General features: G+C 66.9%; 18 protein-coding genes. 12 read left to right on the forward strand and 6 right to left on the reverse strand.

Annotated elements, in window-relative coordinates; all coding sequences use genetic code 11:
- Nucleotides 1–26: 26 nt before the first annotated feature.
- Both E3T23_RS07035 and nusA read right to left on the reverse strand, forming a co-directional pair.
- On the reverse strand, nt 27–284 hold the full coding sequence (locus E3T23_RS07035; protein WP_134369660.1) for a YlxR family protein: 258 nt from the start codon (nt 282–284) through the stop codon (nt 27–29).
- 8 nt (nt 285–292) lie between these two features.
- Nucleotides 293–1,306, reverse strand: coding sequence for a transcription termination factor NusA (nusA, locus tag E3T23_RS07040; protein WP_134369661.1), 1,014 nt, complete (start codon nt 1,304–1,306; stop codon nt 293–295).
- Between the two features lie 155 nt (nt 1,307–1,461).
- On the opposite strand from nusA, the gene E3T23_RS07045 reads away from it, so the two are divergent.
- A complete protein-coding gene (locus tag E3T23_RS07045) occupies nt 1,462–2,283 on the forward strand; it encodes a DUF1206 domain-containing protein (RefSeq protein WP_134369662.1) in 822 nt (273 codons plus the stop codon).
- A 100-nt stretch (nt 2,284–2,383) separates the two neighbouring features.
- On the opposite strand, the gene E3T23_RS07050 is transcribed toward E3T23_RS07045, so the two are convergent.
- Nucleotides 2,384–4,135, reverse strand: coding sequence for a proline--tRNA ligase (locus tag E3T23_RS07050; protein ID WP_134369871.1), 1,752 nt, complete (start codon nt 4,133–4,135; stop codon nt 2,384–2,386).
- A 272-nt stretch (nt 4,136–4,407) separates the two neighbouring features.
- Here E3T23_RS07050 and E3T23_RS07055 point away from each other — a divergent pair, with 272 nt between their 5' ends.
- The 5 genes from E3T23_RS07055 (at nt 4,408) to E3T23_RS07075 (ending at nt 11,685) form a co-directional block, all read left to right on the forward strand.
- Nucleotides 4,408–6,978, forward strand: coding sequence for a galactose oxidase early set domain-containing protein (locus E3T23_RS07055; protein WP_241977694.1), 2,571 nt, complete (start codon nt 4,408–4,410; stop codon nt 6,976–6,978).
- Between the two features lies 1 nt (nt 6,979).
- Complete coding sequence (locus E3T23_RS07060; RefSeq protein ID WP_134369663.1) at nt 6,980–7,561, forward strand: hypothetical protein; 582 nt, start codon at nt 6,980–6,982, stop codon at nt 7,559–7,561.
- An 82-nt stretch (nt 7,562–7,643) separates the two neighbouring features.
- Nucleotides 7,644–8,924, forward strand: coding sequence for a glycosyltransferase family 2 protein (locus E3T23_RS07065; RefSeq protein WP_241977696.1), 1,281 nt, complete (start codon nt 7,644–7,646; stop codon nt 8,922–8,924).
- Between the two features lie 8 nt (nt 8,925–8,932).
- Nucleotides 8,933–10,492, forward strand: a complete 1,560-nt coding sequence (locus tag E3T23_RS07070; protein ID WP_166806228.1) for a glycosyltransferase family 39 protein — start codon at nt 8,933–8,935, stop codon at nt 10,490–10,492.
- Between the two features lie 47 nt (nt 10,493–10,539).
- Nucleotides 10,540–11,685: a glycosyltransferase gene (locus E3T23_RS07075; protein ID WP_134369665.1), complete on the forward strand. Its 1,146-nt coding sequence runs from the start codon at nt 10,540–10,542 to the stop codon at nt 11,683–11,685.
- 18 nt (nt 11,686–11,703) lie between these two features.
- Here E3T23_RS07075 and ispG read toward each other — a convergent pair whose 3' ends face one another.
- Entirely contained in the window at nt 11,704–12,864 is a 1,161-nt protein-coding gene (ispG, locus tag E3T23_RS07080) for a flavodoxin-dependent (E)-4-hydroxy-3-methylbut-2-enyl-diphosphate synthase (protein WP_174843850.1), read from the reverse strand.
- A 120-nt stretch (nt 12,865–12,984) separates the two neighbouring features.
- Here ispG and E3T23_RS07085 point away from each other — a divergent pair, with 120 nt between their 5' ends.
- Complete coding sequence (locus tag E3T23_RS07085; RefSeq protein ID WP_134369666.1) at nt 12,985–14,184, forward strand: acetyl-CoA C-acetyltransferase; 1,200 nt, start codon at nt 12,985–12,987, stop codon at nt 14,182–14,184.
- Between the two features lie 23 nt (nt 14,185–14,207).
- On the opposite strand, the gene E3T23_RS07090 is transcribed toward E3T23_RS07085, so the two are convergent.
- Nucleotides 14,208–15,587: a M50 family metallopeptidase gene (locus E3T23_RS07090; RefSeq protein ID WP_166806229.1), complete on the reverse strand. Its 1,380-nt coding sequence runs from the start codon at nt 15,585–15,587 to the stop codon at nt 14,208–14,210.
- Between the two features lie 65 nt (nt 15,588–15,652).
- Here E3T23_RS07090 and E3T23_RS07095 point away from each other — a divergent pair, with 65 nt between their 5' ends.
- The 3 genes from E3T23_RS07095 (at nt 15,653) to E3T23_RS07105 (ending at nt 18,522) form a co-directional block, all read left to right on the forward strand.
- A complete protein-coding gene (locus E3T23_RS07095) occupies nt 15,653–17,098 on the forward strand; it encodes a serine/threonine-protein kinase (RefSeq protein WP_134369667.1) in 1,446 nt (481 codons plus the stop codon).
- Entirely contained in the window at nt 17,095–17,529 is a 435-nt protein-coding gene (locus tag E3T23_RS07100) for a hypothetical protein (protein ID WP_134369668.1), read from the forward strand. The genes E3T23_RS07095 and E3T23_RS07100 overlap by 4 nt, the downstream gene beginning before the upstream one ends.
- A gap of 63 nt (nt 17,530–17,592) precedes the next feature.
- The gene (locus E3T23_RS07105) at nt 17,593–18,522 is read left to right on the forward strand and encodes a Rossmann-fold NAD(P)-binding domain-containing protein (protein WP_134369669.1); all 930 of its coding nucleotides are present in this window, start codon (nt 17,593–17,595) and stop codon (nt 18,520–18,522) included.
- A gap of 32 nt (nt 18,523–18,554) precedes the next feature.
- On the opposite strand, the gene dxr is transcribed toward E3T23_RS07105, so the two are convergent.
- Complete coding sequence (gene dxr, locus E3T23_RS07110) at nt 18,555–19,637, reverse strand: 1-deoxy-D-xylulose-5-phosphate reductoisomerase (RefSeq protein ID WP_134369670.1); 1,083 nt, start codon at nt 19,635–19,637, stop codon at nt 18,555–18,557.
- Nucleotides 19,638–19,702: 65 nt separating this feature from the next.
- Here dxr and E3T23_RS07115 point away from each other — a divergent pair, with 65 nt between their 5' ends.
- Nucleotides 19,703–20,497, forward strand: coding sequence for a lysophospholipid acyltransferase family protein (locus tag E3T23_RS07115; RefSeq protein WP_134369671.1), 795 nt, complete (start codon nt 19,703–19,705; stop codon nt 20,495–20,497).
- 77 nt (nt 20,498–20,574) lie between these two features.
- The gene (locus tag E3T23_RS07120; RefSeq protein ID WP_134369672.1) at nt 20,575–21,912 is read left to right on the forward strand and encodes an aminotransferase class III-fold pyridoxal phosphate-dependent enzyme; all 1,338 of its coding nucleotides are present in this window, start codon (nt 20,575–20,577) and stop codon (nt 21,910–21,912) included.
- Nucleotides 21,913–21,948 lie beyond the last annotated feature (36 nt).

Raw genomic sequence — 21,948 nt, forward strand, 5'->3', positions numbered from 1 at the left:
GGACGGGTCTCATTTCGAGCCGCTCATTAGTTATCCATAAGCCTGTTCAGCCTGTTCTCTAGTTGATTCGCGTCCAATGAACTGGTCACGCGAAGGGCACGCCCGAAAGCATGTCGCCGCAGTGCGTCTTGGAAGCACGCGGTAGTGGGATGCAACCACGCACCTCGCCCAGGCAGAGTGGCGGTTTCATCCACCACGAGTTCCGCTTCTCGGGCTACGACCCTCAAAAGTGAGGAGCGCGGAGCGCGCGAACGGCATCCAATGCACGTTCTAACGGGATCCATCGTACCCCCTATTCCGTGTCCTCCAGAATGCTGTCCGGCTGAATGTCGATTTTTGCGCCCGTGAGCTTCGCCGCGAGGCGCGCATTCTGGCCTTCCTTACCGATCGCCAGCGACAGCTGGTAGTCGGGAACGAGGGCTCGGACGGCCTTGATCGACTCGTCGATCACGTAAGAGCTGGTGACCTTGGCCGGCGACAATGCACTGGCGACGAAGGTGGCCAGGTCGGGCGAGTAGTCGACGATGTCGATCTTCTCGTTGTTGAGCTCCACGGTGACGGCGCGCACGCGCTGGCCGAGCTCGCCGATGCAGGCGCCCTTGGCGTTGACGCCGGGCTCCGTGGCGCGAACGGCCATCTTGGTGCGGTGACCGGCTTCACGGGCCAGTGAGACGATCTCGACGACGCCGCTGGCGATCTCCGGGACCTCCAGGGCGAAGAGGCGACGCACCAGCGACGGGTGCGTGCGCGACACGGTGATCTGCGGCCCCTTGAGGCCCTTGCCGACGGCGGTCACGTAGACGCGGATGCGCTGTCCGTGTACATAGCTTTCGCTCGGCACCTGCTCCTCGGGCGGCAGGATCGCTTCGATCGTGCCCAAATCGACGTGGATCATGCGCGGGTTCGGCCCCTGCTGGATGATCCCGGCGACGATCTCACCCTCGCGGCCCTTGAATTCACCGAGCACGGCGTCATCGGTCAGGTCGCGAAGACGCTGATTGATGACCTGCTTGGCCGCAAAGGCCGCGATGCGGCCGAAATCGGTGGGGTTGTCGACGGCTTCGCCGACGACGTTGCCCTCTTCATCGTGTTCGGGCACAAAAATGTCGACGTGGCCGGTCTTGCGGTCGAGTACGACCCGCGCCACCGGCTCTTCCTCGACGGCCTGCTTCTCGCTGGCTCCACCCTGCTGGGTGTGCTTGACGTAAGCCGTCAGAATTGCTTGCTCAATAATCTGCACGAGTTCCTCGAAGGGAATCTCTTTCTCGCGCTCCAACTGCCGCAACACGCTGAGGTCGATGTCCATGGCCGGCCTCCTCTATTCAGATCTTGCCGCCGCGAAACTGCGCAGCGGGCTCTGTCTAGGGTAGCCGACTCCTCGGGCCCCCGTCACCGAGGCAAAGCCTGACCCGCGCCGAAACCGTCTCCACCTCGAGGACCGCGCAGCGCTACGCTGGGCGCATGACCCCCGATTCCGTCTCCGACAATGCTCAGCAAGCGGCACGTAGCGCCGAGGGCAGCCGCACCTTCCAGTTGCTGGCCCGCACCGGTTACGCGGTGAACGGCCTGCTGCACGTCATGATCGGCGCCATCGCCATCAGCGTGGCCACGGGTGTGGAAGGTGGGTCGGCAGACCAGTCGGGCGCACTCGCCCAACTGGCCGGCACCCCCGGCGGCGTGTTCGTGCTGTGGACGGTGGCGCTCGGCCTGGCCTCGCTCGGCCTCTGGTACCTGGTCCAGGCATTCCTCGAACCCGCCCGGGATCCGAAACGCAAGTGGGCTCACCGCGCAGTCCTGATCGGCAAGGGCGCCGTCTTCCTGTTCATCGCGGGAACGGCGTTCACATTCGCGCGCGGAGCGTCGTCGGACTCGTCGGAGACTTCCAGCGATTCCACCGCGAGGCTGCTCTCCATTCCCGGCGGTGTCGTGCTCCTCTTCGTCGCCGGCCTGGCCGTGGTCGTGATCGGCGGCGTCTTCGTTCACCGCGGCGCCACCCACGGGTTCACCGACAGCATCACGGTTCCCGGCGGGCCGGCCGGCTCGGTGGTCGTCATCCTCGGCACCGTGGGCTACATCGCGGAGGGGGTTGCGCTGGCGACCGTGGGCATCCTCTTCACCATTGCGGCGTTCACGCTCGACCCGGAGAAGGCAACCGGTATGGACGGCGCGCTGAAGTCCCTCGTGGAGCTGCCGTTCGGGGTGGCGATCCTGGTCCTGGTCGGCGCCGGACTGATCGCCTACGGCGTGTACTGCTTCGCCCGGGCACGGCTCGCCCGACTCTGACGCTCGCGGCGCAGGTTACGGACGCGGGCGCACGGAAGAACGTGCGCCCGCTTCCACAGGGTGCGCCGCGGGTGCCGGAGCGGCGCGGCCCATCCGTCGGTCAGGCGAAGCTGGCGGCCAGCTCGGCGACGGCCACCTGGGTGCGTTCCCCGCTGCGACGGTCCCAGAGTTCGACGATCCCGTCGGCGGCGCCGCGGCCCACGATGACGATGACGGGGATGCCGATCAGTTCCGCATCACCGAACTTGACCCCGGGCGACACTTTGCGGCGGTCGTCGTAGAGCACGTCGCGCTGGACGCCCTCGAGCATCGCGACGACGGTTCCGGCGGTCTCGAAGACGACCTCGTCACGGCCGGTGGCGATCACGTGCACGTCGAACGGCGCGACGGTTTCGGGCCAGATCAGGCCCTTCGCGTCGTTGTTCAGTTCGGCGATGGTGGCGAGGATGCGAGTCACGCCGATCCCGTAGGAACCCATCGTGACCGTGACGAGCTTGCCGTTCTCGTCGAGAACCTTGAGACCGAGCGCCTCGGCGTACTTGCGGCCGAGCTGGAAGACATGACCGATCTCCATGCCGCGAGCGAGCTCCACCGGGCCGGAACCGTCGGGGGCCGGGTCGCCGGCACGCACCTCGGCGGCCTCGATGGTGCCGTCCAGCGCGAAGTCGCGGTCGGCGACGAGCCCGAAGACGTGGCGGCCGGGCTCGTTCGCGCCGGTGATCCACTCGGTTCCCGGCACGACACGCGGGTCGCCGAGGAAACGGATGCCGGTGGCCGACTTCTCGCCGAGCACCGCCCCGTTCGCGGACCAGGGTCCGATGTAGCCCTTGACCAGCCCGGGGAACCTGGCGAAGTCGGTTTCGTTCGCGGCCTCCACCTCGGCCGGGGCGACGGCCACCTCGACACGCTTGAGGTCCACCTCACGGTCGCCGGGGAGGCCGATCACGAGGAGCTCACGGGTGCCGTCGGGCTGGATGAGCGCGAGGACGACGTTCTTGAGGGTGTCCGCGCCGGTCCAGGCGCGGCCATCGGGTCGCGGGTGGTCGCTGTTGGCCCGGTCGACGAGGGTCTGGATGGTGGGGGTGTCCGGGGTGTCGAAGACCTCGGCGGCGGGGAAGCCCGCCCAGTCGATCGACGGCGGGACGACCGTGCGGAACGCCTCGATGTTGGCCGCGTATCCGCCGGCCGAGCGAACGAAGGTGTCCTCCCCGACCGGGGTCGGGTGCAGGAACTCTTCACTCCTGGAGCCGCCCATCGCGCCGGCGTCCGCCTGCACGATGACGTATTCGAGGCCGAGCCGGGCGAAGATGCGCTCATAGGCGTCGCGCTGGGCCTGGTAGCTCTGGTCGAGGCCGGCATCCGTGTAGTCGAAGGAGTAAGCATCCTTCATCGTGAATTCGCGACCGCGTAGCAGCCCGCCGCGGGACCGGGCCTCATCGCGGTACTTGTCCTGGATCTGGAAGATCGACAGGGGCAGGTCCTTGTAGGAGCTGTAGAGGTCCTTCACGAGGAGGGTGAAGACCTCTTCATGGGTGGGCGCGAGGAGCATATCGCTGCCCTTGCGGTCCTTGAGCCGGAACAGGCCGTCGCCGTATTCGTCCCAGCGGCCCGTGATCTCGTAGGGCTCGCGCGGCAGCAGTGCCGGGAAGTGCACCTCGAAAGCGCCGGCCGCGGCCATCTCCTCTCGCACGATCGTCTCGATCTTGGCCTTGACGCGCAGGCCGATCGGGAGCCAGGCGAAGATTCCGGGGGCCTGGCGGCGGATGTACCCGGCGCGCACCAGCAGTCGATGGCTGGTGACCTCGGCATCCGAGGGGTCTTCGCGGAGAGTACGGAGGAAGTAGTTGGACATACGAATAGGCACGTGCCCAATCTTAGCGACGGCGTATTTCGGATTGGAACGGAGCGTGGACGGCTGTTGATCGACCAATCGAGCCCAACTCATTTCGCTGCAAACCGAGGGAGTAGGCAAGATCACCGAACCCAGCTACGATCACGACCTAGCAAGGCAAGATGAGGAAAAGTTAGCTTTCATCGAGCAATTCAAGTGACTGGTACCGAGAACCCGAAACTCCAACACTCAAGCCGAGTGACCCATTCGCCAAGGCCTCAGGGAGCATACCCGTGCCATTCAAAGCCACTTCCCTCGCGCGCACAGCGGTCATCCTCGTGCAAGGCATTGTCCTCACGTTCGGAATGATCCCTCTCGCCACCGCCCCCGTCGACATTCGTGCAGCAGTCGGGGCAGTCAATCTCGTGTCGAATCCGTCCTTGGAACAGGGGAAGCCCTGGCCGACGTGCTTCTCTCCGGCGGGCTGGGGCACTGCGGCCGCCTGGTCGCTCGTCGCGGGCCCAACGGGCGGCCGTGCGGTCTCGCTGACCGTGAAAAACTACACGTCGGGGGATCGGAAACTGCTCCAGACAGAAACGAATGCCTGCGCACCGGCAGTCATACCCGGACAGACCTACCGGATCGGCATCTGGCATAAGTCCACAGCGCAAAGCGCGCTGACGGTTTTCCGGCACACCGCCGACGGCTGGTTCTATTGGGGCGACTTCGGCAAGGTGCCCGCGAGCACGTCCTGGGTCGAGGCTTCGGCGACAACGCCCGTCATACCGGCCGGAACCGACCGCATCGTCTTCGGACTCTCACTCTCGTCCAACGGAACTCTGACCACCGATGATTACTCCCTCACGCAAGTGAGCGCGACGCCGCCACCCCCAACGGGCGGGACGCCGCCACCAACAAACGAACTGATAGTCAATGGATCCCTCGCCGCGGGCACCACGACCCCGACCTGCTTCGTCACGGCCGGATGGGGGGACAGGCTGGTTTCCCAGGGACTCGACGCGGATACGCCGACGACAGCGCCGGCCGGTTCCCGTTCCTACCGCATCGCCGTCTCCAACCGGGTTTCCGGCGACGCCAAGCTGTTGCAATCGGAGGCGCCAGGATGCGCCCCGTCGGTGATCGCTGGTGTCGGCTACCAGGTCTCGGTCGATTACAAGTCGACCGCGACAGGGAACGGTCTCACGGTCTTCAAACACACGGCCACCGGCTGGTCGTACTGGACGGAGCTCCAATCGTTGCCCGCGAGTGCGCAGTGGACGACGGCACGCGCAACTCTGCCGTTGATTCCCACCGGAGTGGACCGGGTCTCTTTCGGCCTCTCAATTTCTTCGAACGGCACGCTTCTGACCACGAATTACTCCATGACTTCGCTGGCCGCAGTGCCTCCACCACCGACCACGGACCCGGCGCCCACAAGTCCGGCGACAGTGGGGACCTGGAAAGTCCTCGACGTTGACATGCCCTTGCGCACCGTCCACACGACGCTCCTCCACGATGGCCGACTTCTCCTCATCGCCGGCAGCGGGAATGACGGCGCTCAGTTCGCGGCAGGCACATTCCGTGCAGTCGTGTGGTCGCCCGACACCAACGTCTACACCGAAGTCCCGGTGCCCTATGACATGTTCTGTGCCGGACACGTGACTCTTTCCGACGGCAAGGTACTCGTCGCCGGCGGCACCCAGGCCTTTCCCACGCAGGATCAAGGACCGAACACGTTCAAGGGATCGAACAAAAGCTACTATTTCGATCCGAGCGACAACCAGTTCCATCCTCTGTCCGACATGGCCGGTGCGCACTGGTATCCGACCCTCACGAAGCTCGGTGACGGCGACGTGTGGTCGGCCGGCGGCCTCGACGAGAAGGCCGAGGGCACAGTCCTCACCGAGATGTTCGACTCCTCCCAGATGAAATGGCTCCCCGCGGGCCAGGTTCCCCAGACCTGGAGTTTCTGGGGCACCTACCCGCACATGTATCTCCTCGACGACGGGATGCTGTTTTATTCCGGCGGCCACACCTTCGGAAACGGTCTTCCCGGAACCGGCGCGTCCCTCTACGACTGGCGCACCGCCCAGATCTGGGATGTACCCGGGTTACGTCAGAAGGATCTCCGAGACCAGGCCGGATCCGTGCTGCTCCCACCCGCCCAGGACCAGAAGGTCATGATCGTCGGCGGCGGAAACTCGGACACGAACAATGCCGCGACGAACACGGTCGACATCATCGACCTGTCGCAGGCCTCCCCGGCATATAAAGCGGGACCGGACTTGCCCGGCCCCGGCAAAATGTACGTCAACCTGGTCACCCTCCCGGATCGCACCGTCCTGGCGGCGGACGGTGCTCAGTTCAACCGTTCGAACAACGTCAACACCGCGGCGATCTATGATCCCAAGTCCGGGCTCTGGAAGTCGATCGGAGGCGATCCGATCGGTCGCAACTATCATTCGAGCGCCACTCTGCTGCCCGATGGTCGTGTCGTCGTCCTGGGCTCCAATCCCCTCGACAACAGCTTTGAGCTGAAGATCTCGGTGTACAGCCCGCCCTATCTGTACAAGGGAGAACGACCCTCAGTCGCGGGCATGCCCACCGCCGCCAAATACGGCGCTTCGTTCCCCATCACGGTGACCGGTGACGTGGTGTCCGCCAGTCTGACGGCGCCCATGTCCCCCACGCACCAAACCGATACGAATGCGCGGCTGGTGGACTTGCCCATCGCCGGCACGGGAAACTCGAGGGTTGTTCAAATACCCGCTAATCCCAACCTCCTCCCCCCAGGCCCTTACATGTTGACCGTCCTGGACAGCAACGGCGTGCCGAGCACGGCAGATTGGATATGGGTCTCCTAACATGAACACTTCAAAACGTCATCCATGGCAGAAAATCGTCGTCAGCGTTGCTCTGATGACCGGAGCCTCCTTGGCTGCCGGGGGCGCTGTCGTCGCCCAGCCGTGGGCCGCATCCTCGGTCCAGGCTTCAGCCCAACAGATGGGCGTCAAATCCACCCAGAATCCGGTTGCGCTGGATCTGAAGGACGCAAAAGTGTCCGGGCTGGGTAACAAGAAGGAAACCCCACTGGCGGAGAGCGCTTCGGAGGGGAAGGCCAAGGCCCGTGATCCGAAGACGCTGCCGGGGAAGCGCCCCGCTATCGACCCCGTGAAAGAGTTGAAGAAGCTCTCCATATCCCTCGGCGGCTGTCTCCGTGAATACGGGGCGGCCGGACAATGCCTGCCGGTGATTCCGCCGAGCCAGGCCGCGCATGTGAAGGAAATGGTCGACGACGGCTTGAACCCGAACTCGATGCCTCACACCTGGACCTGCTCCGAGGTGCGCCAGTATTTCCCCGACGGCATCGAGATTCGCCAGAAGAAGACCGACCCGCAGCGTCTCGACCTCGACCGCAACGGCATCGGCTGCTCCCCCGAGGACTGACAGCCGACGCCGGCCCCACGGGCCGACCCCTCGAAGAATTCCCAACCCCCCACCTCGCCCTTTCACCCGAGAAAGGTTTACTGTGCTCATTTCTGCCGCCCACGTCGCCGTCCTGCTCATCACCGCATGCCTGGTGCTGCTCGCCTGCTCGACACTGTTCCTGTCCACCTACGCCTGGTGGAGTCCGGACCATCGGAGCACGACCGGGTACCCCGACATCTTGCCGGCGAACGAGCACAGCTTCTCGCTCATCATGCCCTGTCGAACCGAGCGGGAAGAGGTGATGCGGGCCACCCTCGCGCGGCTTCTGCAGCAGACTCACTCGCGGGTCGAGGTGATCATCTCGGTCGGTGACGACGACCCCGACACGGTGGCGATCGCGCATGCCCTGGCGAAGGAGCACCCGGATTCGGTGCGGGTGAGCGTCGACAGCAATGCGGTCAAGAACAAGCCACGGCAGCTCAATACGGCGCTGAAGCTCTGCCGCAATGACATCGTCGGCATCTTCGATGCCGAATCGATTGCTGCGCCGACCCTGCTCGCCCATATCGACAGTGTCTTCCAGCATCGGAACGCCGACGTCGTGCAGGGTGCCGTGCAGCTGGTCAACTTCAGCGACAGCTGGTACTCGCTGCGCAACTGCCTCGAGTATTTCATCTGGTTTCGCTCACGCCTCCACGCCCACGCGAAGAGCGGCTTCATCCCGCTCGGCGGCAACACGGTGTTCGTCAAGCGCGACCTGCTTGTCTCCGTGGGCGGCTGGGACGGCGATTGTCTCGCCGAGGACTGCGACCTGGGCGTCCGCCTGTCGGTGCTCAAGCGACGCATTGTCGTCGCGTACTCGCCCGACCTGGTCACCAGGGAGGAGACTCCGGACTCCCTGGCCTCTCTCATCCGGCAACGCACCCGCTGGTCGCTCGGCTTCATGCAGGTCTACGCCAAGGGGGATTGGCGCCGGATGCCGACCGGCATTCAGCGGGTGAACGCCTGGTGGACGCTGACCCAGCAGCATTTCATGGCCCTCGCCGGAGTACTGATCCCGATCTCGATCATGCTGGCCCTCTTCGCCAAGTTCCCCCTTCCGATCACCATGGCGACGTTCCTGCCGCTCATTCCGACATTCGCGTTGTTCACGCTCGAGATCTGCATGCTGCACGAATTCGGAAAGGACCACAGTTTCCGGATTCGTGCGCGCGACTATCTGCGCCTCGTGTTGGGCGCCCCGGCCTACCAGGTCCTCCTCGCGATCTCGGCGATCCGCGCACTCGGCAAGTTCTACACCGGAGATTTCCGCTGGGACAAGACAGCCCACAACGGCGCGCACCTGAACCTGGCGGAAGTAAGACTGGCGGACGCACGATGAGTTCGGTGTTGACGCGGGAACCTGACGCGCTCCCCCGCTGGTCCGTCGGACGCCTGGCCCGCCTGGTCCGCCCGGACACGGCAGCCGTTATCGCCATAGTGCTGGTCGCCAGCACCGTGTTCTTCACGAACCTCACGGGGCCCGCCTTCCAGGATGACGAGGGCACGTACACGGCCCAGGCGCTGAGTCTGGATGATGGCGACCTGGCCCCCTATACCTATTGGTACGACCATCCCCCCGTCGGGTGGATCCAGCTGGCCATGCTCATTTGGATCCCCCGGTTGTTCGGGCTGGGCGACGGCATTGATATCGCCGCGATGCGCTACGTCATCGCCCTGTACTTCGTTGCGAACGCGGTTCTGATCTATCTGATCGCTCGGAGGATCACGGTCACAATGACGTTTGCCCTGCTGGGCGTCGCCGCCTTCGTTTTCTCACCGCTGTCGCTGAGCCTCGGGCGCCAGATATTCCTGGATACGATCGCCTTGCCCTGGCTGCTGCTCGCGTTCTATCTCGTCCTGTCCCCGCGGATGGCCTTGTGGAGCCACGCGGCCGCAGGGGCGAGCTTCGCCATCGCGGTGCTGTCGAAACTCACGGCGGCCGTCATGGGACCGGCGCTCCTGGTCGCCCTCATCGACCGGCGCGCCTGGCAGGGGCGGATGTTCTCGGTCATGGGGTTCCTCACCGTCGGCGCCCTGGTCCTCGCGTTCTACCCGCTCATGGCATTGCTCCGCGGCGAGCTGGTCTCAGGTGACGGGCACGTGTCGCTTCAGGACGGCCTGCTCTACCAGTTCACGGCACGCGAAGGCTCCGGATATGTCTGGGAGGCCGGTTCGGCCCGATCGGAGCTGCTGCTCTCCTGGGCAGTCGGAGACGGATTCCTGGTCGTCGGTGGGGCGATAGCGGCGGCACTCTGCCTCGTAAGCCGCCGCACTCGGTGGGTGACGGTCGCGGTGGGCAGCTTCTTCATGCCGGTGATGGTCGGAGAGGGTTACCTGCCCAGCATGTACATCGTCGCGGGAATCCCTTTCCTCTGCATTGCCCTCGCCGCGGCATCCGATTTGATCCGGCGTGCCGTGCTCCGGCTTGGCCGGGACCGACTGCCGAACCAGGCCCTCGCAACGCCCATCGTTCTCGTTGGCGTGACCCTGCTGATGCTGGTCCAGACACCGGTTCTCGGCTGGGTCGCAAGGGACCGCGAGTTGCTCAGTTCGGACCAGAATTCCGACTTCCGCGACACGCTCGAATGGATGCGCGCGAATGTTCCACGCGATGACGTCGTGCTCACTCCCTACTCGATGTGGCATGACCTCGACTCGAGGGGATGGGATGACAGCTGGACGATGATCGCTCTCGAAAAGGCCGATCTCGACCCTGCTTACAAGGTCCAGCACCCGACTGGGTGGGAAGGGATCGAATGGATCATCGAGGGTCCGACCGTTCGATCGAATCTGGAAGTCCTCGGCCTGACCACGGCATCAACCGCGTTGCAGAACTCCGAGATCGTCCGCACCTTCGGCGCCTGGAACATCCGTCGCGTGCAAACCGACGCGAGTGTCGGACCCTGATTCGCGATCGCCCCGCCTTGTCCCTCTCCGCCCGAAAGAAGGTTCACATGCTCCTCACGGTCATCATTCCCACCTTCAATGAAGCCCCGAATGTCCCCGAGCTCGTGCGGCGCCTGGCGGTCGTTCTGGACCCGGACGATGCCGAGATCCTCTTCGTCGACGATTCCACCGACGACACCCCGGCCGCCGTGCTGTCCGCTGCGGAATGGAGCGCCGTCCCGACGCGTCTTCTCCACCGCGATCAGCCGGTCGGCGGGCTCAGCGGCGCCGTCATCGAGGGCTTGCGCGAGAGCACGAGCGAGTGGTGCCTGGTCATGGACGGAGATTTGCAGCATCCGCCGGAGATGATTCCTGCGCTGCTCGCGACGGCCAGGGAGACACAGGCGGATGTTGCCGTCGCATCACGGTACTGCGGCGGTGGGGACAACACCGGGCTCAGCGGCTGGGCACGTCGCTCGGTTTCGAGCATGTCGACCTCCCTGACCCGTGCCATGTTCCCTCGCCGCCTGCGCCACTGCACCGATCCGATGACGGGCTTCTTCGCGGTGCGCCGCGCGGCAGTGGACCTTGAACGGCTCCGCCCCAGGGGATTCAAGATCCTGCTCGAAATCCTCGCGAGGCACCGGCTTACGATCGTTGAGGAACCCTTCATCTTCGCCCAGCGCTTCGCGGGGCAGTCAAAGGCGAACCTGGCCCAGGGCATGCGTTTCCTGTCCCAACTCGCCGCACTCCGCTTCGGTCGGATGTCGCGATTTGCGATCATCGGTGCCTTCGGAGCGCTCGCCAATCTCGCGATCATGGCCGGGCTCACCGTCGCGGGAATGCACTACGCCGTCGCCGCAGCGGTGGCCGCCGCCGCGACCATTGTCGGCAATTTCTTTCTTCAGGAGCAGTTCGTCTTTCGCGACCTCCGCACCGAGAGCCGGTTGTTCTGGGACCGTTTCGGATCCTCGCTCGCGTTCAACGGAACGGAGGCCCTGATCAGGTTGCCACTCCTCGTTATCATGGTGGAGCAGTTGTTCATCCCGAGCCTTGTGGCCCAGGGCACGACGATCGCCGTCGCGTTCTTCGCGAGGTTCGTGTTCCACGCCCAGGTGGTCTACCGGCCCCGGGGTTCCGGCGCCGTCAGCGCGAGGCTCCGTCGCCTCGCCGCGGACCGCGTGTGGCCGACGGCGAACGAGGAACGAACCTAGGCGTTCCCTCGGATCGCGCTAGTTGGAGCCGACCGTGACGACGGGGGCGCCGAGGGAGTCTTCGCTCGGCGGCATCTCGGCGGCCATCCGGTTGGCCTCCTCGATCAGGGTCGCGACGATCTCCGCCTCCGGCACGGTCTTGATGACCTCGCCGCGCACGAAGATCTGGCCCTTGCCGTTGCCCGACGCCACGCCGAGGTCGGCGTCGCGGGCCTCGCCCGGACCGTTCACGACACAGCCCATCACGGCGACCCGGAGCGGCACGGTCATGCCCTCGAGGCCATCGGTGACGTCGTTGGCGAGTTTGTACACGTCGACCTGGGCGCGGCCGCAGCTCGGGCAGGACACGATCTCAAGCTTGCGCTCGCGCAGGTTGAGGGACTGCAGAATCTGCAGGCCCACCTTGATCTCCTCAGCCGGGGGCGCACTCAGCGACACCCGGATGGTGTCGCCGATGCCCTCGCCGAGCAGGATGCCGAACGCCGTGGCGCTCTTGATGGTGCCCTGGAACGACGGTCCGGCCTCGGTGACGCCGAGGTGCAGGGGCCAGTCGCCGCGTTCCGCGAGCAGGCGGTAGGCCTTGACCATGATCACCGGGTCGTTGTGCTTGACGGAGATCTTGAAGTCGTGGAAGTCATGCTCCTCGAACAGGCTTGCTTCCCAGACGGCGCTCTCGACAAGCGCCTCCGGGGTGGCCTTGCCGTACTTCTGCAGCAGGCTCGGCTCAAGCGAACCGGCATTGACGCCGATGCGCAGGGAGACGCCGGCCGCCTTGGCCGCGGCGGCGATCTTGCCGACCTGATCGTCGAACTTGCGGATGTTGCCCGGGTTGACGCGCACGGCGGCGCAGCCGGCGTCGATCGCCGCGAACACGTAGCTCGGCTGGAAGTGGATGTCGGCGATCACCGGGATCTGGCTCTTCGCCGCGATGATCGGCAGCGCCTCCGCGTCGTCCCGGCTGGGCACGGCCACGCGCACGATGTCGCAACCGGATGCCGTGAGCTCGGCGATCTGTTGCAGGGTCGCGTTGATGTTCGTGGTCGGCGTCGTCGTCATCGACTGCACACTCACGCGCGCGTCACCACCGACGAGCACCTTGCCGACCTTGATCTGACGTGTCTTGCGACGCGGAGCGAGTACTTCAGGTACTTTGGGCATTCCCAGGTTGATTGCAGCCACGGCGACAGCTTACGCGTCGAGGCCGAGCGGAATCTGAACGGATGCCGGATGGATCGAGAGTCTCGAACCCCGCCGAAACGCGTCACAACACCCCGATCGGCCCGACAAAGGAGCCAGACCATGAACACCACTGCCGTGAACGACAATGACGTCGTCATCCTCGCGGGCTCGCGCACTCCGCAGGGCCGCGTGAACGGCGGGCTCTCCGGCCTCACCGCCGTGCACCTGGGCACCGCCGCCATCACCGGTGCGCTCGCCCGCGCCGGCGTCGCGCCCGACCAGGTGGAGTTCGTGCTGATGGGCCAGGTTCTGCAGGCCGGCTCCGGCCAGAACCCGGCCCGGCAGAGCGCCATCGGCGCCGGCATCCCCTGGAACGTTCCGGCGATGACCCTCAACAAGGTGTGTCTCTCGGGACTGGCCGCCGTGATCGACGCGGCCCGGCTCATCCGTCTCGGTGAAGTGGATGTCGTCGTGGCGGGTGGGCAGGAATCGATGTCGAACGCACCGCACCTGCTGCCCGGGTCCCGCACGGGTTGGGCCTATGGGAGTGTCGCCATGCTCGACCACGCCGCGCACGACGGGCTGACGGATGCCTTCGACGGCCTCTCCATGGGCCTCTCCACCGAGCATGTCAACGGCCGTCTCGGCCTGCAACGCGTGGACCAGGATGCCATCGCGGCGTCCTCGCACCAGCGCGCGGCCGCCGCCGCCGCGAACGGCGTCTTCGACGACGAGATCACTCCGATCAGCGTTCCGCAGCGGAAGGGTGAACCGCTGCTGGTCGACACCGACGAGGGGGTGCGCGGCGACAGCACCACGGAGACGCTCAGCCGGCTGCGCCCGGCATTCGCCCCGGACGGCACGGTCACGGCCGGCAACTCCTCGCCGCTGAGCGACGGCGCCAGCGCACTCGTTTTGTGCAGCCGCCGCTACGCCGAGGAGCACGGGCTGAGCTGGCTGGCGGTGGTGGAGGCCTCCGGCCAGGTCGCCGGACCGGACAACTCCCTGCACTCCCAGCCGGCGAACGCGATCCACCGGGCGCTGGCACGCCAGGGCTGGACGGTCGACGAGCTCGACCTGGTCGAGATCAACGAGGCCTTCGCCGCGGTGTCCTTGGAGTCGACCCGGGAGCTCGGCCTCTCCCCCGACCGGGTCAACATCCACGGCGGCGCGATCGCCCTCGGGCATCCGATCGGGGCATCGGGCGGCCGCCTCGCCCTGCACGCGGCGCTCGAACTGGCCCGGCGCGGCACCGGCAAGGCCGCCGTCGCCCTCTGCGGCGGTGGCGGCCAGGGTGAGGCGCTGCTGCTCTCCCGCTAGCAGGAGCCGCCGGTCAGCGCAGCTCAGCCGAAGATGTCGATCGGTTTCACGATGTCGGCGTAGATGAGCAGCAGGCTCATCCCGCCCAGCACGACCACGACGGCGAAGGTGAGCGGCATCAGTTTCGCCGTGTCGACGGGGCCAGGGTCGGGGCGTTTGAACAGCTTGGCGATCCGGCGCCGCAGCCCTTCCCAGAGCGCGCCGGCGACGTGTCCGCCGTCGAGCGGCATCAGCGGCACCAGGTTGAACACGAACAGGGCCACGTTGAGCGAGGCCAGGAGCCCCAGCATGCTCGCGACCTTGCTGTTCACCGGGATGGCGTCGATGCTGGCGATCTCGCCGGCGACGCGGCCGACCCCGACCACGCTGATCGGGCCGTTCGGGTCGCGCTCCCCCGGTCCGAAGGCCGCATTGGCGATGTCGATCATGCGCTGCGGCAGGTTCGCGATCATGTGCACGACAGCATTGATGTTCTCGCCCACCGCGGGCAGCACCGCGGTCGCCGGCTGCGGCACGAGCTCGCCCGCCGGGCCGATTCCGACGAAGCCGACCTCCTGGGTCAGCGGCTCGCCGGCGGCATCCTCTTCGATCTGGCCGTCGGCTTCCATCACGTAGCGTTCGGTGAGTTTCGGGGTGATGCTCAGGGTCTGCTGGCTGTCGCCGCGTTCGACGACGACGGCGAGCGGGATGCCGGGCGACTCGCGAATGATCTCGGTGGACTGGTCCCAGCTGTCGATGGGGGTGCCGTTCACGCTGACCAGGCGGTCGCCCGGTTTGAGGCCGGCCGCGGCGCCGGGCGCTTTCTCATCGGTGGGTTCGCAGGTCTGGCGGGTGCTCGTGGCCGGGAGCACGCACTCGGACACGCTGCCGACGGTGGTGCTGGCCTCTGCCGTTCCGAAGCCCATCAGGAGCACGGCGAACAGAACGACCGCGATCAGGAGGTTCATCGTGGGCCCGCCGAGCATGATGATGACCCGCTTGGCGACGGGCAGGCGGTAGAACGCGCGGTGGTCCTCGCCCTCGCCGATGGTGTCGGCGCTGGACTGGCGGGCGTCGTCGACCATCGTCGCCATGGCGCTGGGCTTCTTCTCCGGAGCCCCCTCCTGCACGAGCTGGTTGAAGAAGCCGGTGCTGGATGCCTGCACCTTGCCGCCTTTTTTGGCCGGCGGGAACATGCCGATCATGGCGATATAGCCGCCGAGCGGGATGGCCTTCACGCCGTATTCGGTCTCACCCTTGCGGCGGGACCACAGGGTGGGGCCGAAACCGATCATGTACTGGGTGACCTTGACGCCGAAGAGCTTGGCGGGAAGCAGGTGGCCGATCTCGTGCAGTCCGATGGACAGGGCAAGGCCGACCACGACGATCAGAACGCCCAGAATATACAGCAGCACGGTTTCCACAGTCGTAGATTACCCACTCCACCCTGCGAGGGCGCTGGCTGTTCTCCCGACAAGGTGTGCTTTGCTTGACTTTCGGATCCACGAGGAGGTCCCCTCTGTCCAAGCAATCCACCGTCGGCCCCATCGGCATCAGCCTGGCCGACCGTTTTCGGATCGATGCTCTCCTCGGTACGGGCGGGATGGCATCCGTCTACCGGGCCACCGATCTCTTTCTGGGGCGCACGGTCGCCGTGAAGCTGTTCCGCCTCGACACCGCCGACGATGCCGGGCCGGAACGCCAGAGCGGTGAGGTCACGGTGCTCGCGAGCCTCAACCACTTCGCCCTCGTCACCCTGTTCGACGCCGGCACCGCCGTGATCGACGGCGTCTCGCGCACCTTCATCGTGATGGAACTCGTGGACGGCACGGACCTGCGCAGCAAGATCGCCGGAGGGACCATGAACCCCGACGAGGTGGCAGCCATGGGCGCCGATCTCGCCGAGGCGCTGCACTATGTGCACGCGCGGGGCATCATCCACCGCGACATCAAGCCGGCGAACGTGCTGCTCGCCCCGTCGGGCTTCCCCGGCCGCGGCATGCATGCCAAACTCGCCGACTTCGGCATCGCCCGCCTCTTCGACGCGACCCGCCTCACCGTGACCGGGTCTCTGCTCGGCACGGCCGGCTACCTCAGCCCGGAGCAGGCCCTCGGCAGCACGATCGGCCCGCCCAGCGACGTCTACTCGCTCGGGCTCGTGCTGCTCGAATGCCTCACCGGCGAGCGCGCCTTCACCGGAACGGCGATCGAGTCGGCCATGGCCAGACTGCAGCGCGAGCCACATATCCCGGCCGAACTCGGCCAGGGCTGGGCCGCCGTCCTGCACGGCATGACCGTCCGCGATCCCGCCGATCGGCTCAGCGCGGGCGACGCGGCCGTTCAGCTGCGACGTCTGGTCAGCGGGTCGCGCCCGGACGAGGCCACGGCAGTCATGGGGGCGACCTCGGCGATGGGGGCCACCGAGCGGCTGGCGCCCACCGAAGTTCTGGGTTCAACCGAAGTTCTGGGTTCAACCGAGATTCTGGAACCCACCGCCGTCCTGGATGCCGCCGAGACCCTGGCCCCCACAGAGGTTCTCGGCACGTCCGAAACCCTCGACCCCACCGCTGTCTTCGCCACACCGGAGCCCCTCTCCCCCACGGCCGTCGGGGCCGCCACAAAGGTCATGGCGGCCCCGAACCCGGGCGCGGATGCCCCCACCGAGTTCCTGACCCCGGTCGGCGGTCCGGCGCGCTCACCGGGCAGCGCCGCCGAACGGTCTCCGGGCAGCGCCCGTACAGCCGCGGCGACGCCCGCGCGGCGCCGCCCCCGGTTGCTCGTCGCCCTGGGAGTCCTGGCCGCGCTCGTTCTGCTCGCCGTGGTGGTCTTCGTCCCGCGGGTGGCCGAACCGGCCGCGCCGACCGCCACCTACCCGGCCGTCGACGGGTCTCTCGGCACCAATCTGAAGCAACTCCAGGAAAGCGTGACACCATGATGCCCCGAGCCCGCCTGACCATCGCGGTGGCCGCGGTCGTGCTCGTCGCGTCGGCCCTGACCGGATGTTCGAACACGCCTCCGGACCTGCAGCAGAGCACCGCCACCCAGTTGCAGACCGGTGTGCAGAACGTCACGGCGGCCGCCGCGGCGGGCGACTTCGCCGCCGCCCATGACGCGCTCGAGGCCGTCCAGGCCGACCTGCTGACCGCGGCCGCCGCGGATCAGGTGAGCGCTGCCCGGGCGGCCGAGATCCAGTCGGCCCTCAACCTGGTGTCCGCCGACCTGGTCTCGGCGATCGAGGCGAGTCGGCCCGAACCGACCGTGGAGCCGGCTCCGGCTCCGAGCGAGGCACCGGCATCCGTTGACAAGGGCGACGACAAGGACAACGGTAAGTGCAAGAAGAAGGACGACGACGACTGCGACGACTAGCGGAGTCGACTAGCGGAGTCGACTAGCAGAGTCGACCAGCGTCGACTTCACCCGGGAGGATTCATGCGCCAGCAGCTGGTCGTCGGTGCCGGCCTGATCGGACGCCCGCTCGCCGAGCGCCTGGCGAAGCGAGGCGACCGGGTCCTCGTCGGAACCCGCTCCGGCGCGGCGGTCCCGGGGGCGGAGTCGATCGTGCTGAACGCCGGCGACGCCCCGGCCTTCACGCGGGCGGCAAGGGGCATGTCGACGATCTTCCTGTGCATCAACCCGCGGTACACCGACTGGCCCACCCAGTGGCCGCCGGTCATCGACGCGGCAATCGAGGCGGCATCCGTCACCGGGGCCGGCCTTGTCGTGATGGGCAACCTCTACCCGTACGGGTCGCCGACGGAGCCGATGACCGAGCATTCGCCGGAGACGACCACCGAGACCAAAGGGCTCGTGCGGAAGAACGCCTGGCACCGGGTGCGGGACGCGCACGATCGCGGCGCCGTCAGGGCCGTCGAGGTGCGGGCGAGCGACTATTTCGGGCCGGGCGTCGTCGGCACGGCGCACCTCGACGACCGGTTCTTCACCGCCATCCTGGAGTCGAAGACCGCCCGGGTCGTGGGCCAGCCCGGGCGCGTGCACAGCTGGAGTTATCTGCCCGATATCGTGACAACCCTGGTCGCCGCCGCCGACTATCCGGGCGCGTGGGGCCGGCTCTGGCACGTGCCGAGCACGGCCGTCACCCGCAACGACATCGTCGACCAGCTCAACCGCCGCTACGGCACGCACGGCAAAGCGGCGGGCTACCCGCAGTGGCTGCTCAAATCACTCGGCACGCTGAACCCGATGATGCACGAGATCTGGGCCTCGAGCTACCAGTTCCGAATGCCGTACATCATCGACTCAGCCGAGACCGAGCGCGAGCTCGGCATCGTCAAGACCCCGTGGACGGACGCCCTTGCAACGACCGCGGACAGCTACCGCGGCTCGACGGTCACGACCTGACCGGTCGCTCCACATGGTCGGCCCCCGACGGCTCAGCGAGCGAGAAACTTGTCCGCCGAGGCTCGGGCCCAGTCCTCGGCGCCGGCCAGCGACTCGCGCGTGAGCGGGCCGTCCTGCTCGTGCCGTTCGACGACACGCTGGATGGTGTCGACGATGTCCAGGAACCCGATGGCGCCGGCATGGAACGCCGCCACGGCCTGCTCGTTCGCCGCGTTGAACACCGCCGGGTAGGTGCCGCCCGCGCGCCCCACCTGTTTGGCCAGGTCGACGGCCGGGAAAGCCGTCTCGTCGAGGGGTTCGAAGGTCCAGTTGTGCGGTACGGTCCAGTCGATCGGGGTACCGACCGCCGCGACGCGGTTCGGCCAGTCCAGCCCGATCGAGATCGGCAGACGCATGTCCGGCGGCGACGCCTGGGCGATCGTCGATCCGTCGATGAACTCGACCATGGAGTGCACCACGGACTGCGGGTGCACGACCACATCGATGTGCTCGTACCCGATGTCGAACAGAAGGTGCGCCTCGATCACCTCGAGGCCCTTGTTGACGAGGGTGGCCGAGTTGGTCGTGACGACGAGCCCCATGTCCCAGGTGGGGTGCGCGAGCGCCTCCGCCGGCGTGACGTCCGCGAGCTGCCCGCGTCGACGGCCGCGGAACGGCCCCCCGGATGCCGTCAGCACCAGGCGGCGCACCTCCCCGGCCGTTCCCGACCGAAGCGCCTGCGCGATGGCGGAGTGTTCGGAGTCGACCGGCACGATCTGCCCCGGCGCCGCCAGCGATTTCACGAGGTCGCCACCGACGATGAGCGATTCCTTGTTGGCCAGCGCGAGCGTGCGCCCGGCTCGCAGGGCGGCGAGCGTCGGCCCGAGGCCCACGGACCCGGTGATGCCGTTGAGGACGACGTCGGCCTCCACGTCGCGCACGAGTTCTTCGGCCTCGTCGGCGCCGAGCGCCGTGTGCTCGACCTCGAACTGGGTCGCCTGCTCGTCAAGGAGCGCTCGATTGCTGCCGGCGGAGAGCCCGACCACCTCGAACCAGGTCGGGTTTCTCCGGATGACGTCGAGGGCCTGGGTTCCGATCGAGCCGGTCGACCCGAGAATTACTACTCGTCTGCGCATCCTACAATTTTAGGCGACACCGCCGCCTTTCGTGCCGGAGCGAACCGTGGCGGTAAGGTCAACGGATGACCGGCGCCACAGAAGATTCACACGATGTTCCTCCCGTCGACCTGTCGGCGGAGGAGTCGGAGCCAACGAAACGCCCCGGATTCGTCTACTTCCTCGGTTACGGCATCATGGCGCCGATCGCCCGCCTGGTCTTCCGCCCCACCATCACCGGCCGGGAGAACATCCCGCGCACCGGCCCGGTCATCCTGGCCAGCAACCACCTGTCGTTCATCGACAGCATCGTCATTCCGCTGGTCGCACCCAGGCGCGTGCAGTTCCTGGCCAAGTCCGCCTACTTCACCGGCACCGGGTTCAAGGGTTTCATTTCGCGCACCTTCTTCACCTCGATCGGAGCGGTCGGGGTCGAACGCGGCGCGGGGCAGGCCGCCCAGGAGGCGCTCGACGCGGGTCGCAACATCCTCGAGTCCGACAGCGCGTTCGCGATCTACCCGGAAGGAACCCGTTCCCTCGACGGACGCCTGTACAAGGGCCGCACCGGCGTGGCCTGGCTCGCCCTCACGACGGGCGCCGTCGTGGTTCCGGTCGGGCTGATCGGCACGCAGGAGATCCAGCCGGTGGGCGCGAAATTCCCGCGCATCCGCAAGATCACGGTCGCCTTCGGAGAGCCCCTCGACCTCCGCCGCCATGGCTCCGCGGAGTCCGGCAAGGCGCGGCGCGGCGCGACCGACGAGATCATGGCCGCAATCCACGCTCTGTCGCGTCAGGAATTGGCCGGCACGTACAACGAATCGCCGCCCTCGGGCACGCTTCAGAAGATCGCCGACCGGGTCTTCCCGCGCGAGCGGGTCTAGCCGCCTGCGGGCCGGCCGAGCTGAGCATCCGGCACCCCGGCAACACCGCGGAAACCGGCGCGACCTAAGCTGGGAGTATGTCTGACAAGTATTCGGTACCCCAGGAGCGCAAGCTCGTCACCGCCCTTCCCGGCCCCAAGTCGGTCGAATTGCAGGAACGCCGCCTGCGCGCGGTGTCCCGCGGTGCGGGCACGCTGGCGAACATCTATATGGATCGAGGAGCGGGAGCGATCCTCGTCGACGTGGACGGCAACCAGATCATCGACCTCGGCTGCGGCATCGGCGTGACCACCATCGGCCATGCGAACGACGAGGTGGCCGCGGCCGCCGCCGCGCAGGCCGCCAAGCTCACCCACACCCTGTTCACCGTCACCCCGTACGAGAACTATGTCGCCGTCGCGGAGAAGCTCGCCGAGATCACCCCCGGTGATTTCGAGAAGCGCTCCATCCTGGTGAACACCGGTGCGGAAGCCGTCGAGAACGCGGTGAAGATCGCCCGCAAGTTCACCGGCCGCCGCGCCATCGTGGCGCTCGACCACGCCTTCCACGGTCGCACCAACCTGACCATGGCGATGACGTACCGCCCCTGGCCGGAGCGCGCCGGAATGGGACCCTTCCCCGGCGAGATCTACAGCGTGCCGACCAGCTACCCCTACCGTGACGGCCTGACCGGCGAAGAGGCCGCCGAGAAGACCATCGACTACATCAACACCCACATCGGTGCCACCGAAATCGCGGCCTTCTTCATCGAGCCGATCCAGGGCGACGGCGGAATCGTCATCCCGGCCCCCGGTTTCTTCAAGCGCCTGAGCGAGTTCTGCACCGAGAACGGCATCGTCTTCGTCTCCGACGAGATCCAGGCCGGCATCGCCCGCACCGGTGCCTGGTACGGCATCGAGCACCACGATGTGGTGCCGGACCTCGTCACCACGGCCAAGGGCATCGCCGGCGGGTTCCCGCTCGCCGCCGTCACCGGCCGCGCCGACATCATGGACTCCGTGCAGCCCGGCGGCATCGGCGGCACCTTCGGCGGCAACCCGGTCTCCACCGCGGCCGCCCTCGCTGTCTTCGACCTGATCGAGCGGGACGACCTGCTCGGCGAGGCGCGGCGCGTCGAGAAGGCCCTGCGGGCGCGCATCGGCGACTGGCCGACGCGGTTCTCGGTCGTGGGCGACGTGCGCGGCAAGGGCGCGATGTTCGGGGTGGAGCTCGTTCACCCGGGCACGACCACGCCGTACCCCGAGGCCCTCACCGCGATCATCAAGCACGCGACCAGCAACGGCGTCATCGTTCTGGATGCCGGCAGCTGGGACTCCGTGCTGCGCATCATGCCGTCGGTCGTCATCTCCGAGGCGCTGATCGACGATGCCGCCTCCGTGATCGAGGAGACACTCGCCGCCCTCTCCGGCCTGTAGCCACCCCCGCGGCGCCTCACCCCTCGGCGAGTTTGT

This window comes from Cryobacterium cheniae (genome assembly GCF_004403395.1).
Lineage (GTDB): Bacteria > Actinomycetota > Actinomycetes > Actinomycetales > Microbacteriaceae > Cryobacterium > Cryobacterium cheniae.

Excerpts from the sequence above, each read along its gene's own strand:
- E3T23_RS07035 (WP_134369660.1), bottom strand. The coding sequence starts at position 284 with ATGGATCCCGTTAGAACGTGCATTGGATGCCGTTCGCGCGCTCCGCGC.
- nusA (WP_134369661.1), bottom strand. The coding sequence starts at position 1,306 with ATGGACATCGACCTCAGCGTGTTGCGGCAGTTGGAGCGCGAGAAAGAG.
- E3T23_RS07045 (WP_134369662.1), top strand. The coding sequence starts at position 1,462 with ATGACCCCCGATTCCGTCTCCGACAATGCTCAGCAAGCGGCACGTAGC.
- E3T23_RS07050 (WP_134369871.1), bottom strand. The coding sequence starts at position 4,135 with ATGTCCAACTACTTCCTCCGTACTCTCCGCGAAGACCCCTCGGATGCC.
- E3T23_RS07060 (WP_134369663.1), top strand. The coding sequence starts at position 6,980 with ATGAACACTTCAAAACGTCATCCATGGCAGAAAATCGTCGTCAGCGTT.
- E3T23_RS07075 (WP_134369665.1), top strand. The coding sequence starts at position 10,540 with ATGCTCCTCACGGTCATCATTCCCACCTTCAATGAAGCCCCGAATGTC.
- E3T23_RS07085 (WP_134369666.1), top strand. The coding sequence starts at position 12,985 with ATGAACACCACTGCCGTGAACGACAATGACGTCGTCATCCTCGCGGGC.
- E3T23_RS07100 (WP_134369668.1), top strand. The coding sequence starts at position 17,095 with ATGATGCCCCGAGCCCGCCTGACCATCGCGGTGGCCGCGGTCGTGCTC.
- E3T23_RS07105 (WP_134369669.1), top strand. The coding sequence starts at position 17,593 with ATGCGCCAGCAGCTGGTCGTCGGTGCCGGCCTGATCGGACGCCCGCTC.
- dxr (WP_134369670.1), bottom strand. The coding sequence starts at position 19,637 with ATGCGCAGACGAGTAGTAATTCTCGGGTCGACCGGCTCGATCGGAACC.
- E3T23_RS07115 (WP_134369671.1), top strand. The coding sequence starts at position 19,703 with ATGACCGGCGCCACAGAAGATTCACACGATGTTCCTCCCGTCGACCTG.
- E3T23_RS07120 (WP_134369672.1), top strand. The coding sequence starts at position 20,575 with ATGTCTGACAAGTATTCGGTACCCCAGGAGCGCAAGCTCGTCACCGCC.